Source organism: Paenibacillus sp. FSL K6-1096, from assembly GCF_037977055.1.
Taxonomy (GTDB): Bacteria; Bacillota; Bacilli; order Paenibacillales; family Paenibacillaceae; genus Paenibacillus_AQ.
In genome coordinates this window covers 5,140,456-5,154,664 of the sequence record NZ_CP150274.1, presented here as the reverse complement: position 1 = coordinate 5,154,664, position 14,209 = coordinate 5,140,456, and the positions used below count along the sequence as shown (strand labels likewise).

The window sequence follows — 14,209 nt, the reverse complement described above, 5'->3', positions numbered from 1 at the left end:
TCCCGTCCTTACGCCTTCACTTCGAGAACTTCCAGCACCCGGGGCAGAATCCCGCGGAAGTAGGCAAAAGCGATGCCGTAGTTCGTAATCGGCACATTCTGCACACCCGAGCGCTGCAGCCGCAGCATCAGCTGCTTCCGGTTGAAAATACAGCCGCCGCAGTGGACGATCAGCTTATAGGCTGAGATGTCTTCGGGGAACTCCGGTCCTACACTGGTCGTAATCTCCAGCCTGCCGCCGGCGCTCTCCTCCAGCTTCGCCTTCACCAGCATCCGGTCAATCTCCCCGTTATGTTGATGATGAATGCAGGCCTCGGACAGCAGCACCTTGTCTCCGGGCTTCAGGGTGGAGATCATGCCGGCTCCGGCCACGAAGGTATTCAGATCGCCCTTGAACCGGGCCATCAGAATGGCAAAGGTCGTTAACGGCACCTCCGCCGGGATCGTCTCGTTCACTCTGTCGTACACCTGGGAATCCGTAATCACCAGATTCGGCTGCCGTTTCAGACCGGCGAGCAGCACCGGCAGCTCCTCCTCCGTCACCGAGACGGCCATCGCGTGATGATCCAGCAGGTCGCGGAGAATCTGCTGCTGCGAGGCTACGAGCCGGTATTTGGGTGCAGGGATCAGCTCCGGCAGCACCAGCACCACCAGGTCGCCCTGGTTGACCAGATCGCCTATAATGCTGCTCCGCTCGAATTCGGCAGGGGCATATTCGCCCATCGCGAAGCGCAGGCTGCCCAGATTGGTGTTCCGCTTCACGCTGAGCTTCACGAACGGAATGGTCAGCGCCATTTTCAGGGAATCAATGTCGGTATAATGGTCGTCGGTCTTGGCGATTACCCCGATGACGGGGATATTGCGTGATTCCATCTCCCGCACCCATTCCTTCTCCAGCTTATAATCCCCCTCCTCATCGGAGAAGATCATAATCCCGAGATCGGTCAGGTCCATCACCTCCCGCGTCTTCTGGACGCGGAACAGATCTGGATCATCAATCCCGGCGGTATCGACGATGATGGAGGTGCTTAAGTTTTTCAGCGTGAGATACTGGTAGATCGGCTCGATTGTGGTTCCCGGCTCATCACTGACCAGCAGGGAGGACTTGCCGGTGAGCGCGTTGACCAGGCTGGACTTCCCCGAATTCCGTCTCCCGAACACGGCAATATGCATCTTGTTGGATTGTGGGGTGAATTGCATAACATCTCTCTCCTTGGCTTGCGATTTTTAGAAGTACAGATCCCGTTCACCGTTCTCAATGCGCCGGAGCCGGTCTACCGCCGCCCGCCGCGCCGCCTCCTTCGGAATGTCCTCCAGCCCCTTGCGGATAATCTCTTCGCCTAGCGCCCTCGTCTCCTCATCCGCATAATCCAGCAGGTATTCCTTGAAGGTCAGCAGCGAGTTGGGCTGGCAGATGTTATGGATCTGCCCGGATTTGGCCAGCCGCATGAACCGGTCTCCCGTCCGTCCTTCCCGGTAGCAGGCCGTGCAATAGCTCGGAACATAACCGTCACGGCACAGTCCGCGGATAATCTCCTCGGGGGAACGGTGGTCGCTGACCTCGAACTGCGGCTTCTCGCCGGGGCACCCTTCAGCCCCCTGTCTGCTCTCCATATAACCGCCGACTCCGGTACAGGAGCCTGCGCTCACCTGCGAGATTCCCAGCGTGATCACCTCGTCCCGGAAGGACGGCTCCTCACGGGTGGAGAGAATCATTCCGGCATAAGGAACGGCCAGGCGCAGCACCGCAACCAGCTTTTTGAAATCATCGTCATTCACCAGATGCGGGTAGACCTCCAGATTGACATTCTCCGCCTCACGCAGCCTGGGGACAGAGACCGTATGCGGCCCGACGCCGAACCGCTCCTCCAGATGCTCCGCGTGCATCAGCATAGCCACGGTATCGTACTTATGGTCATATAGGCCGTATAGCACACCTATCCCGACATCATCAATGCCTCCAAGCTGCGCGCGGTCCATTGCGGTTGTATGCCAGTCATAGTCGCTCTTCGGGCCTTGGGGATGCAGCCGCGCATAGGTTGGTCTGTGATAGGTCTCCTGGAACAGAATATACGTTCCGATCTCCGCATCCTTCAGCCGGGTGTAATCTTCTACAGTGGTGGCGGCAATGTTGATGTTCACCCGGCGGATGCTGCCGTTATCCACTTTGACGGAGTAGATGGTACGGATGGCCTCTACCACATAATCAATGTTACAGTTCACGGGATCTTCCCCCGCCTCCAGCACCAGCCGCTTATGCCCCAGCTCCTGAAGCACGCGGACTTCATCCGCCAGCTCGGCAAGGCTCAGCTTCCGGCGCAGAAAATCGCTGTTGCTGTGCTTGTATCCGCAGTAGTCGCAATTGTTGACGCAGTAGTTGCTTATATATAAAGGAGCAAATAGAACGATGCGGTTGCCGTAGATTTTCTCCTTAATGACCTTGGCCGAACGGTTGATGTCCCCCAGCACCTCCGGGTCCGTCACCTCCAGCAGCACCGCCGCTTCGCGGTGAGTCAGCCCCTTGCACGTCCGCGCCTTCTCCAGAATGGACTGCACATAAGCCTGATCGCCGGCCTTCGCCTGCGCTTCTTCCAGACTGATTCTGATTTCCTCATCATCAATGAACTCCGCTGCTTCCCAGCCGTTACGCATTCCTCTCACCTCCGCGCAATATAATGCGTATGCAGCAGTTCATGGGCCAGATGGCTGTTCGGCTCACCCAGGAATTCCTCGTAGAGCGCCTGGATGTAAGGATTCTTATGCGATTTGCGCACCGTCTGCGCTTCATCCTCCGAGTAGATCGCCTTGGCCCGCTCAGCCCGGATATCGGTACGTGCAGCGGTAACCGCATCCAGAATCGGCTGGCCGCCGCCGGCGATACAGCCTCCGGGACAGGCCATAACCTCGATGAAATCGTAGCTGTGTTCCCCGCGCTCCATCGCCTCCATCAGCTTGCGGGCATTGCCCAGCCCATGCACCACTGCTGTGCGGATCTTCCGGCCGTCCGGCAGGTCAATCACATTCTCCTTCAGGCCGTCCATGCCCCGGACTGCTGTATATTCAACCGTCTCCAGCTCCTTGCCGGAGGTGATCTCAAACACCGTGCGCAGGGCCGCTTCAGCCACCCCGCCGCTGGCCCCGAAGATCACGCCGGCCCCTGAGCCCCGGCCGATCGGATTATCGAAGTCTTCATCGGGCAGGTTCAGGAAGTCGATCCCGGCCTCCTTGATCATCGCCGCCAGCTCGCGGGTGGTGAGCACCCAGTCCACATCCTGCAAGCCGCCGCTGCCCAGCTCTTCCCGCTGGCCCTCGAACTTCTTAGCCGTGCAAGGCATGATCGAGACAACGGTGATACTCTTCGGGTCCACCCCTGCCTGCTTGGCAAAAAAAGATTTCACCATCGCCCCCTCCATCTCATGCGGCGACTTGCAGGTGGACAGATGATTCAGGCGGTCCGGGAAATTATTCTCCATGAATTTCACCCAGCCCGGGCAGCAGGAGGTCATCAGCGGCAGATTCTCCCCGCTGCCGAGGCGGGAGAGCAGCTCGGTCCCCTCCTCCATAATGGTCAGATCCGCGCCGAAGTTCGTATCGAACACCTTATCGAAGCCCAGCCTGCGGAGGGCGGCGACCATTCTGCCGGTCACCCGGTTGCCCGGCGGCAGGCCGAAGGCCTCGCCCAGCGCTACCCGCACCGCCGGTGCGGCCTGGACCACCACATATCTGCCGGGGTCTGACAGTTCCCGCCATACATCGTCGATGTTCTCATGCTCGCTGAGCGCCCCTACCGGACAGGCCATGATGCACTGGCCGCAATCGATGCACGTTGACTCGGCCAGCGGACGGCCGAACGCGGTGGAGATGACGGTATCGAAGCCGCGCTTCGCGAAGCCGATGGCCCCGACTGTCTGCATCGTACCGCAGGCCCCGACACAGCGGCCGCAGAGAATGCATTTGGAGGCATCCCGGACGACTGCGGGAGAGGTATAATCCTTCTCCTGGCTCGATTTCTCGCCGGTGTAGCTCACCTTGCGGATATTCAGCGTGCTGGAGACGGTCTGCAGCTCACAGCCGCCGCTGCGCGAGCAGCTGAGGCATTCCTGGTTATGGTCGGACAGCAGCAGCTCCACCGAGGCTCTGCGGGCCTCGCGCACCTTGCGGGTGTTCGTCAGAATCTTCATGCCTTCCTCCGCGATCAGCGTACAGGAGGCAATCAGCCTCGGCCCCACCTCCACGACACAGACCCGGCAGCTGGACGAGTGGTTCAGTCCCTTCAGATAACACAGCGACGGGATCTCCACGCCTTGCTGGCGCGCAGCTTCAAGCACCGTCATCCCTTTGATGACCTCGGTCTCTATGCCGTCAATCGTAATTTTTATCGTATCCAAGTGTATCCCCTCCTCTCCGTCAGACTATCGCTACCGCTTTGAACTTGCATACATCGAAACAGACCCCGCACTTGATGCAGACCGCCGTGTCGATCACGAACGGCTCCTTCAGCTCGCCTGTGATCGCATCGACCGGGCACTTCTTGGCGCAGAGGCTGCAGCCCCGGCACAGCTCCTCATCAATCTGGTAGGCAATCAGCGACTTGCACACGCCGGCCGGACATTTATGGTCCACAACATGGGCCAGATATTCTTCGCGAAAATACTTCAGCGTGGACAATACCGGATTCGGTGCGGTCTGGCCCAGCGCACACAGGGAAGCATTCCTAATCTGGTTGGAGAGGCTCTCCAACTTCTCCAGATCCTCCATTGTGCCTTTGCCCTCCGTGATCTTATCCAGCAGCTCCAGCAGGCGCTTCGTGCCTATGCGGCAGAGGGTGCATTTCCCGCAGGACTCATCGCGGGTGAAATCAAGATAGAACCGGGCCACATCGACCATACAGGTGTCTTCATCCATGACGATCATCCCGCCCGAGCCCATCATGGACCCCAGGCTGGTCAGGGTATCGAAGTCAATCGTGCAGTCCAGATGCTCCTCGGTCAGACAGCCGCCGGAAGGCCCGCCGGTCTGTACCGCCTTGAACTTCTTGCCGCCGGGAATGCCGCCGCCTATCTCGAAGATGACCTCACGCAGCGTGATGCCCATCGGCACCTCGACCAGGCCGGTATTCACCACCTTGCCGCCGAGCGCGAACACCTTCGTGCCCTTCGACTTCTCCGTTCCGAAGCCTGCATACCAGGCCGCTCCATGCATAATAATCTGGGCCACATTCGCCAGCGTCTCCACATTGTTGATGATCGTCGGCTGCCCCCACAGCCCCTCCACCGCCGGAAAAGGCGGCTTAGGCGTGGGCATCCCCCGGTGGCCTTCAATCGAATGGATCAGCGCCGTCTCTTCCCCGCAGACGAAGGCTCCGGCACCCAGCCGTACCTCAATGCTGAAGCTGAAGCCTGTGCCCAGAATATCACTGCCCAGCAGACCGTATTCACGGGCCTGTTCAAGCGCTTTCATAAACCGCTGGACAGCGATGGGATATTCCGCACGGACATAGATGAAGCCTTGGTCTGCGCCGATGGCATACCCGGCAATCGCCATCGCCTCAATGACTGAATGGGGGTTGCCTTCAAGGATGGAACGGTCCATGAACGCCCCCGGGTCCCCTTCATCCGCATTGCAGATCACGTATTTCTGCGCCTTATCCTGTTTTGCGGCGAACTCCCACTTCAAGCCTGTATTGAAGCCGCCGCCGCCGCGTCCCCGCAGCCCGGACTGCTTCACCGTCTCAATGACCTCCTGGCGGCTCATCGTCTTCAGCACCTTGCCGAGCGCCTGGTAGCCATCGCTGCCGATATACTCATCGATATTCTCGGGGTCAATGACTCCGCAGTTGTGCAGGGCAATCCGCACCTGCTTCTTGTAGAATTCCGTTTCCTCAAAATTGAGAATATGCCCGTTGTCCTGCCGGGTCTTTTCGTAGATTTTCTTCTCATAAGGCTTGCCCTGGAGCAGATGCGCCTCCACCAGCTTCGGAATATCCTGCACCTCCACCCGGCTGTAGAAGATGCCCTCCGGGTAGACAATGACGACCGGCCCCAGCTCGCACAGCCCGAAGCAGCCGGTACGTACAACCTCCACCTGCACCTGAATGCCGCGGGCGGCGATTTCCTGGTTCAGCTTATCTATGATCTGGCTGGAGTCCGACGAGGTGCATCCCGTCCCTCCGCACACCATCACGGACCTGAATGTGATGGCCTCCGGCAAGGCGCCTGTGACCTTCCGGTTATCCAGCCGGGCTTGCGTCAGCGTCTTGATCGCCTCAAGATCCGTTAAGAGCTTCATATTCATCCCTCCTGTCTGCTGCGCACGGGGCGCAGAATCATCACTTGTACTCCTTCAGAATCTTGGGAATATTGCCCGGCACAAGCCGTCCATGGACCTTCTCGCCAATCGTCATCACCGGCGCAAGGCCGCAGGCCCCCAGGCAGCGTGTCGCCTCCAGCGTGAATTTGTTGTCCTCCGTAGTGCCCTGGACAGGCACATGAAGCTCTGTGCTGAGACGGTCAAGGATGCCCTGGGCACCCTTGATATAGCAAGCCGTCCCCATACACAGATGGACCACATGCTCCCCCTTGGGGGTCAGCGAGAAAAAATGATAGAACGAGGCCACCCCGTAGATTTCGCTCATCGTCAGCCCCAGCTCCGCCGAGACCACCTCCAGTACCGGCTCCGGCAAATACCCGTAGATATCCTGAATCTCATGCAGGACAGGAATCAGCGCCCCCTTAACCATCCGGAACTGCGATATCGCCGACTGTACCTTCATCAGCTTCTCATCCGCCTCAGCGGTGCTGCCGCAGCTGCCTGCTTGGTGTGTTTCCATAACCCTACCCCCTCCGCTCCTGCTAAAAAGTTGTGCAAAGCCGCCAGAAATCCATCATCTTTTGCCGGATTCCCGATATACTATATTGAGAATGGTTTTCAATTAGAGTAAATCGCTCTCATGCTTCAGCTTCAGCCTGCTCCAGCGGCGTTCAATTTCGGCTTCAAAGCTATGCAGCAGTTCCTCATCCTTCAGCAGATGCTTCGTTTTGCCCATGCCCTTCAGCCAGTCTGCGGCCGGGATACGCTTGTTCTTCAGCTCAGGGTTGTAGGTAATATTGGTAACCCCCTGCTCAATCTCATACAGCGGGAAGAAGCAGGAATCCACCGCTGCCTTAACCAGGTCATGGCCGCTATGGTCAGGTGTCTTCCAGTTGAGCGGGCAGGCGCAGAGCAGCTTGCCGTAGGCTGTACCGGCATGGTTGGCGTACCACTGGGCCTTGGCGGCTTTTTGAATCATATCCTGGGGGTTCGACTCTGCGGCAGTGAAGACATACGGGATGTTGCAGGCGGCCAGAATCTGCGCTGTATCCTTGTGGTGGCCCTTCTTTCCCTTCTGCGTCTTCCCTAGACCCGAGGTGCTGGTGATGTGACCCACCGGTGTGGAGTAGGAGAGCTGGGAGCCGGTATTCATGTAGCCCTCATTGTCGTATTCGAGAATAATCATCTTATGATTGCGCAGGGCCGCCCCTACGGTTGCGCCCATCCCGATATCCATGCCGCCGTCCCCGGAGACCATGATGAAGGTGATATCATCGCTGATCTGGATCTCGCCGCGCCGCTTCAGCTCATAGAAGGCATCCACCATACCCGCAAGCGTCGCTGCACCGTTCTGGAACAGGTTGTGCACGAAGGTCTGGTTATGGGAGGAATACGGATAGCTGGCCGTTACCACGTACGCGCAGCCCGTCTGGAACAGGACGACCATATCGCCCTCGATGCCCTTGAAGAACAGCTCCAGCGCTGACAATGCGCCGCAGCCGGGACACGCGCCATGGCCGGGGGCCAGCCGGTGCGGCTTGGCAGTCAGCTGCCGCAGCGGGGGAAGCTTCACCTTCAGCCGTCCGTCCTCGCCCGGAGTCACCTCAATCAGGCCGCTTCGGTAATCATCACCGTGCAGCGGTTCACGGACCGGAGCCAGCGCATGCTTCGGGTCTCCGGGGTAATAGCCATGATAATCGAACGGCTTCTCGGCATACCCTTTACTGGCTGCGTCGATCGCCAGCTCGAAGAAGGCCGCGGCATCATCTGCATAGAAATCCTTGCCGCCCAGACCGAAGATGCGGGAGAGTATCACTGTATGATTATCCGGATCAACCTGGAGTGCAGAACGGATCTCATGGGTCAGATTGCCGCCCTGGGCGCCGTAGGAATCTGCCCGTTCCCCAACCAGCAGCGCCTTAACCTGCTTAAGTGCCTGGCGCAGCTGCTCTGCCGGGAACGGCCGGATCAGGTTCGGACGGACCAGACCGGCCTTGATGCCTCTATTCCGCAGGGCATCCACAGTATCCTTGGCCGATTCTCCGGCGGAGTTCAGCAGGAATACGGCGACCTCGGCATCGTCCATCCGGTACAGGTCAAGCACCTGATGCTCGCGGCCGGACAAAGCGGCATATTCGGCAGCCACTTCAGCATAGACCTCGCCGGCCTTCTCCAGCGCCAGCGACAGCTGGTAGTGATTATTGAGCAGATCATCTCCGCCCATATGCGCCCCGATAGTCACCGGCCGGGACGGGTCAGAGACGTTCGGATACTCATGGTTCGGGTTGGGGCCAACAAAGCTCTGCACCACTTCATTGTCCTTGAAGTATTGAACCTTGCGCTTCTGGTGGGAGGTGAAGAAGCCGTCATAGGCGACAATGACAGGCAGGCGCACCTCAGCATGCTCGGCAATCCGCAGCGCCATAATGTTCATGTCATACACCGCCTGCGGCGTGCTGGCCGTCAGAATGACCCAGCCTGCATTAAGACCGTAGTAGAGATCCGAGTGATCGCCGCGGATATCGAGCGGTCCGCTGACCGCGCGGGTGACGAGGTTCAGCACCATCGGGAAGCGGGTCCCGGACTGGGTCGGGAGCTGCTCCAGCATGTAGAGGAAGCCCTGGGAGCTGGTAGCGTTAATGACACGCGCACCGGCCATCGCCGCCCCGTAGCAGATGCCTGCCGAGCCATGCTCACCGTCTGCGGCAATCAGCTCAATGTCATGCTGGCCGCGGGCCTTCATCTGATCGAGATACTGGGCCACCTCCGTTGAAGGGGTAATCGGAAAATAGCCCATAATATGATAGTTAATCTGCGCCGCCGCCGTTGCCGCCATTTCATTCCCGGATTCGAAGCAGGTGACCTGCTCGGCAGGCACAGCCTGTGTTTCTGTATTTTCACTGACAGCCATTGTTATCGCCTCCTTGTCTAATCACTTGAATACCTGGGGAACGCGGTGCTCCTCGGCGAACCCGAGCTCCTCGCGGATGCTGGTCAGGGCCTCGGTCGGGCAGACCTCGATACATTTCAGGCAGCCCTTGCAGTAGTGGTAATCGATACCGAGCAGGGTCTGCACCGGCCGGCCGCGCTTATCCTCGCCTTCCTCCCAGACGAAGCAGTTATCCGGGCACACATTGTCGCAGGCCGCACAGCTGATACAGGAATCCAGATCCAGCACAGGCAGAACGCCGGAGCGCGAGCCGCTTAAGTCCTTCAGCACACTGTTGCCCTGAGCCAGAATGACGCCGCCGGGGGTCTGGGTCTCATAGCCGAGCAGGGATTGCGCGCGCTTGAAGGGGGAGGTCACTGTGCCCTCCGGCACCTCATAGGTCTTGAACTTGACCTCATTGTATCCCCGGTCGAAGGTGCGGATATTCGGCTCCACCAGATGCGGATATTTCTTCTCGAACGTTCGGCGGATCACCTTGCGCATCGCCTCGGGGTCCAGGAAGTCACAGATGCGGAACATCGCGCCGAGCATGGAGGTGTTCACCTTCGTCTGCTCCTCAACGGCAATACCCATGGCGTCTACCACGGCAATCGTTCCGTATTCCAGCTTCAGGTCGGCCCGGACCTCATCGAAATCCCGCGGGGTATTGACCAGAACCACGCCATCCGGCTGCAGGCCGCTGACGACATTAACCGTCCCGTACAGGGCCTCATGAAAGACCGCCACCAGATGGGGCTCCTCAATCGGGCTATGATCCCGAATCTCCACCTCGGGGTCGCAGAAGCGGACGAAGGTCTTGATCGGGGTTCCTTTTTTCTCCGAGCCGTACGACGAGAAGTTGGCAGCGTTGAAGCCCAGCTCCAGCGCGCCGGTCTCGGCCAGCATTTTGCCGGCCAGGTTGGCCCCCAGACCGCCGATGGATTCCAGCCGGATTTCATAGAAGCCCAGCGCATTCTTATGCGGGAGTGTTGACATGAAATCTCCTCCTTAATGTGCATTACGTGAATTAATTCACTAATTAAGGCATAGCAAGCCCCTCAGCTCTGATACTTCCGGGGTCTTTCCTTATAGCTGCAATGATCCCCTCTGCTGAGTTCAATCCTGTAACCCGAAGCCGCAATCCGCATTTCAATACAGTCTCTGCACAGGGCGGCCTCATCCCCCATACAGATCTTGTTCTCGTACAGCGCGTATTTCCTGCGCACCCGCAGCGGAGACAGAATCGGCATCACCACATTGCAGCCTGCCTGCAGCGCCTTCTCCCGCCCGAGCGGATCAAGCGTCCCCATGGCGGTCGTGGCCGGCATCAGCGCATCGGGCACGAGCAGCCTCGCCAGGGCAAGCATCACAAGCGTGTCATCCACTGTTCCTCCCTGCATCTCCCCGAGCGGAGTTCTGCTATGGGGAATGAACGGACCGATGCCGATCATGTGGGGCTGCAGCTTCTTCAGCAGCAGCAGGTCCTCCGCCAGATGGGAGAGCGTCTGCCCGGGAAGGCCGACCATGAAGCCCGTTCCCACCTGATAGCCGATGCTCTTGAGCACCCGGAGGCACTCCATCCGGTTATCATAGGACATCCCGGGGTGCAGGGACTGGTACAGCGGACGCGAAGCGGTCTCATGCCGGAGCAGATAGCGGTCCGCCCCCGCTTCGAACAGCGCCCTGTAGAAGCCCTCGCTCCGTTCCCCGACAGATAAGGTAATTGCCGCTCCGGGGCAACGGCGCCTGATGCCGGTGACGATGCGGATCAGCCTGGCCTCGGTGTAGTAGGCATCCTCTCCGCTCTGCAGCACAAACGAACGGTACCCGAGGCGGTAGCCCTCTTCCGCACACTCCATAATCTCCGCCTCGGTCAGCCGGTAACGCTCTGCCTCAGTGTTCGATCTGCGCAGGCCGCAATAGAGACAATCCTGCCTGCAGAAGCTGGAGAATTCGATTAAGCCGCGTAAGTAAACGGTTTCACTATAATGCAGCTTCCGGGTCTGAACGGCCAGATGGAATAACCGGTCCCTGCTTCCGGTCTTCAGCTGCTGCAGCAGGCAGACCAGCTCCTCCTGATCCAGCTCATTGCGTTCAACTAATTGGTCCAGCAACGCTTCCATTCTGATGTATCCTCCATCCCTGATCATCTGCCCAATGATTCCGCTTGTGCTTAATGAATTACTCTAAATTATGCAGAGCCCGAAGGTTCCATGACGGTGCGAAACAGCCTAATCCATGCTTTTTGTGTACATTCTGCGAATGTTGCGTCAACGCCAAACACGGACCTCCGAATGCCGGAGACCCGTGTTTGCACCAGGAAGACAACTAGCCTTCCCGGGTGGTCATTCTATGATTTTATGGTGATATCAGGCCAGGCTCAAGACCACATCCTCCGCAGCCTCTTCCTCCAGCTGGGAGTTGTACAGCTCGGCATAACGCCCGCCCGAGGCCAGCAGCTCCTCATGTCTGCCCCGCTCGGCAATCTCTCCGTTCTCCATCACTAGAATGACATCGGCATTCTGGATGGTCGAGAGACGGTGGGCGATGACGAGTGTGGTTTTGTCCTTCATCAGCTTGCGGATTGCCTGCTGGACCATCCGCTCCGACTCATTATCCAGCGCCGCCGTAGCTTCATCCAGCAGCAGGATCGGCGCATCCTTGAGCATGGCCCGGGCGATGGACAGGCGCTGCCGCTGTCCCCCGGACAGTCTGGAGCCATGCTCGCCGATCTCCGCGTCCAGGCCTTCCGGCAGCTCCATTACGAACTCATAAGCGTTCGCCTGCCGAAGTGCCTCAATAATCTCTTCCTCCGATGCTCCCGGCCTGCCGCTCTCAATATTATCGCGGATGCTCCCGGAATACAGGCCGGATTCCTGAGGCACATAGGAGAAGTAGCTTCGCAGCTCGGCAAGCGGCATCCCGCTGGTCGGACGGCCATTGATGGTGATCTCCCCGGCAGCCGGCCTATAGTAGCCCAGCAGCAGCTTGAACAGGGTCGATTTCCCGCCGCCGCTTGGTCCGACCACAGCCATCTGCTTGCCGCGCGGTAGCTCCAGACTAATCTCGTTCAGACTTTGCTTGTCACTGTCCGGGTAGCTGAAGGACAGCCCGGTGAGTGAAAGCTGCGTGAACTCCGGCTGCTTCAGTTGAGCCTCCGGCAGCTTCTCCACCTCCACCGGAGCATCCATCACCTCGAAGATCCGCTCCGCCGCGCCCAGTGACTGCTGCATCGAAGCCACCAGACCCGGCAGCGACGAGAACGGTCCAACCAGGTAGTTCATCAATTGAATGAAGGCAATCATCGCCCCGACCTCAAGCTTCCCGTTCGCTACGAACCATCCGGCAATCACCAGCGCCAGCAGGAAGGTGAACGCTCCCAAGGTAGAGGATATTGCGCCGGTAGCCCCTTCAATTCCGGCCTTCTTCTTCTCACCGGACGCAATGTCCTCGCTGTAGCCCACATATTGCTTTTGGAGTCTGCGCTCAATAGAGAACGCTTTGAATACCATGCTGCTGCCCAGCACATCGTTCAGAAAAGCCGTCGCCTTGCTCATGCTCTCCTGCACCCGCACGCTGTTGCGGCGCATCGCGTTGCCGAAGATTTTCCCGGTCAGGAACAGCAGCGGTCCCATCGACAGGCAGATCAGCGCCAGCAGCCAATTGATATAGACCAGGTAGATGAAGGAGGCCAGCGCCAGCAGCGGATTGCGCAGCAGGTCCAGAATGACATGTCCGCAGGCATCGCCCACCGACTGGTTATCGTTCGTGAACCGGGACAGCAGGTCACCGGAATGATTGCGGTCGAAATAAGACTGCGGCAGCGCCAGCGTATGCCTCATCATATCCTGGCGCAGCTCATTTCTGATTTTGGCTGAAATATTCGTCTTGAAGTAGGCCAGCACGAAGTTATTGATCCCCGCAACCGTCAGGAAGATTACGCCGAACCAGGCCAGCTCGCGGAACACTTCCACATCCAGCCGGACAGCCGCATCGGTAATCCGGGCCAGGTACCAGGCCATCATAAGATCGCTCGCAATATTAATCAATGTCGTCAGCAGCAATACAGTATAGATCAGCTTATGCCTAAGCATATATGTACGTAATCTGGCAAAAGCGCTTTGCTTCTTCACATCATCAGCTCCTCTTTAGAATTCGGCCCCCCGCACCTTCGCATATACCTTGCTGTCATGGAGTTCCCCGTCCGTCTCACGGGTACTTTTGCGTAGAATGCCATCGAGTGTATAGCCTGCGCGCTCAGCAACTGCGGCACTTCTCCCGTTAAGTGCACTGCAGCGGATTTCTATCCGGTTGGCTTCAAGCACTTGGATGGCAAAATCCGTTAGCCCGTTCACCGCCTCCGTCATGTATCCATTGCCCGAGCAGGAGCTTCTGATCCAGTAGCCCATCTCAAACCGTCGGCAATCCCAATCCACATGGTGCAGGCCTATGTTGCCCACAAATTTGCCATCCTCCTTGCGGAAAATCTCCATATTCAAGGTGGTACGTTTCAGATAGGCTACTTGCGATTCACGGACGTATTGCTCAGTTTCCTCCACAGTCGGCATACTCCGGGCAAAGGGCATCCACGGCTTCAGCTCGTTCAGACTCTCACGGATGGCTTCATTCATTTCCTTACCATCTCCAGGCCGCAAAGCACGGACAAGCAGCCGCTCCGTTTCAAAGCTCTCCGGGATATCCAGCAGAATCGGAACCAATTGTTCACTCATATCCATTGACCTCCATTATTCTAATATCGTTATAGTATAGGGCCACCTCCTAATTTTGAAAATAAAGAAATATACGCAGCATATTCATAAAACTGGAAGGTAAGCCCGTCGTGGGCCCACTCTCTTCGGCTCCAATGCCATTAGTTTACTAGACCCCAGGCAAGGGACCCAGCGGCGGGGGGCTGATTTCGGAATCAGTCTCGGGGCTGAAAAATTTGGAAGGATTCCTGATGGAAATGAAC

Annotated in this window: 10 protein-coding genes; all 10 read right to left on the bottom strand. The window is 58.2% G+C overall.

Annotated elements, in window-relative coordinates; all coding sequences use genetic code 11:
* Positions 1-8: 8 nt before the first annotated feature.
* A complete protein-coding gene (gene hydF, locus MHI24_RS22890) occupies positions 9-1,199 on the bottom strand; it encodes a [FeFe] hydrogenase H-cluster maturation GTPase HydF (RefSeq protein ID WP_340021822.1) in 1,191 nt (396 codons plus the stop codon).
* Between the two features lie 27 nt (positions 1,200-1,226).
* Entirely contained in the window at positions 1,227-2,651 is a 1,425-nt protein-coding gene (hydG, locus tag MHI24_RS22885; RefSeq protein WP_340021821.1) for a [FeFe] hydrogenase H-cluster radical SAM maturase HydG, read from the bottom strand.
* A 5-nt stretch (positions 2,652-2,656) separates the two neighbouring features.
* Positions 2,657-4,387 (bottom strand): NADH-dependent [FeFe] hydrogenase, group A6, encoded by a 1,731-nt coding sequence (locus tag MHI24_RS22880; protein WP_340021820.1) that lies wholly within the window; start codon positions 4,385-4,387, stop codon positions 2,657-2,659.
* Between the two features lie 19 nt (positions 4,388-4,406).
* On the bottom strand, positions 4,407-6,287 hold the full coding sequence (gene nuoF / locus MHI24_RS22875; protein ID WP_340021819.1) for an NADH-quinone oxidoreductase subunit NuoF: 1,881 nt from the start codon (positions 6,285-6,287) through the stop codon (positions 4,407-4,409).
* Between the two features lie 40 nt (positions 6,288-6,327).
* Positions 6,328-6,828, bottom strand: a complete 501-nt coding sequence (gene nuoE, locus MHI24_RS22870) for an NADH-quinone oxidoreductase subunit NuoE (protein ID WP_340021818.1) — start codon at positions 6,826-6,828, stop codon at positions 6,328-6,330.
* Between the two features lie 102 nt (positions 6,829-6,930).
* Positions 6,931-9,219 (bottom strand): thiamine pyrophosphate-dependent enzyme, encoded by a 2,289-nt coding sequence (locus MHI24_RS22865; RefSeq protein ID WP_340021817.1) that lies wholly within the window; start codon positions 9,217-9,219, stop codon positions 6,931-6,933.
* Positions 9,220-9,240: 21 nt separating this feature from the next.
* Positions 9,241-10,233 (bottom strand): 2-oxoacid:acceptor oxidoreductase family protein, encoded by a 993-nt coding sequence (locus MHI24_RS22860; RefSeq protein ID WP_340021816.1) that lies wholly within the window; start codon positions 10,231-10,233, stop codon positions 9,241-9,243.
* Between the two features lie 62 nt (positions 10,234-10,295).
* Positions 10,296-11,360 carry a [FeFe] hydrogenase H-cluster radical SAM maturase HydE gene (hydE, locus tag MHI24_RS22855; protein ID WP_340021815.1) on the bottom strand — a complete coding sequence of 355 codons (1,065 nt, stop codon included), beginning with the start codon at positions 11,358-11,360 and terminating at the stop codon, positions 10,296-10,298.
* 246 nt (positions 11,361-11,606) lie between these two features.
* The gene (locus MHI24_RS22850) at positions 11,607-13,370 is read right to left on the bottom strand and encodes an ABC transporter ATP-binding protein (protein ID WP_340021814.1); all 1,764 of its coding nucleotides are present in this window, start codon (positions 13,368-13,370) and stop codon (positions 11,607-11,609) included.
* Positions 13,371-13,385: 15 nt separating this feature from the next.
* Positions 13,386-13,967: a GNAT family protein gene (locus tag MHI24_RS22845; protein WP_340021813.1), complete on the bottom strand. Its 582-nt coding sequence runs from the start codon at positions 13,965-13,967 to the stop codon at positions 13,386-13,388.
* Positions 13,968-14,209: the final 242 nt, after the last annotated feature.

Excerpts from the sequence above, each read along its gene's own strand:
- MHI24_RS22865 (WP_340021817.1), bottom strand. The coding sequence starts at position 9,219 with ATGGCTGTCAGTGAAAATACAGAAACACAGGCTGTGCCTGCCGAGCAG.
- hydF (WP_340021822.1), bottom strand. The coding sequence starts at position 1,199 with ATGCAATTCACCCCACAATCCAACAAGATGCATATTGCCGTGTTCGGG.
- nuoE (WP_340021818.1), bottom strand. The coding sequence starts at position 6,828 with ATGGAAACACACCAAGCAGGCAGCTGCGGCAGCACCGCTGAGGCGGAT.
- MHI24_RS22860 (WP_340021816.1), bottom strand. The coding sequence starts at position 10,233 with ATGTCAACACTCCCGCATAAGAATGCGCTGGGCTTCTATGAAATCCGG.
- nuoF (WP_340021819.1), bottom strand. The coding sequence starts at position 6,287 with ATGAAGCTCTTAACGGATCTTGAGGCGATCAAGACGCTGACGCAAGCC.
- MHI24_RS22845 (WP_340021813.1), bottom strand. The coding sequence starts at position 13,967 with ATGAGTGAACAATTGGTTCCGATTCTGCTGGATATCCCGGAGAGCTTT.
- hydE (WP_340021815.1), bottom strand. The coding sequence starts at position 11,360 with ATGGAAGCGTTGCTGGACCAATTAGTTGAACGCAATGAGCTGGATCAG.
- hydG (WP_340021821.1), bottom strand. The coding sequence starts at position 2,651 with ATGCGTAACGGCTGGGAAGCAGCGGAGTTCATTGATGATGAGGAAATC.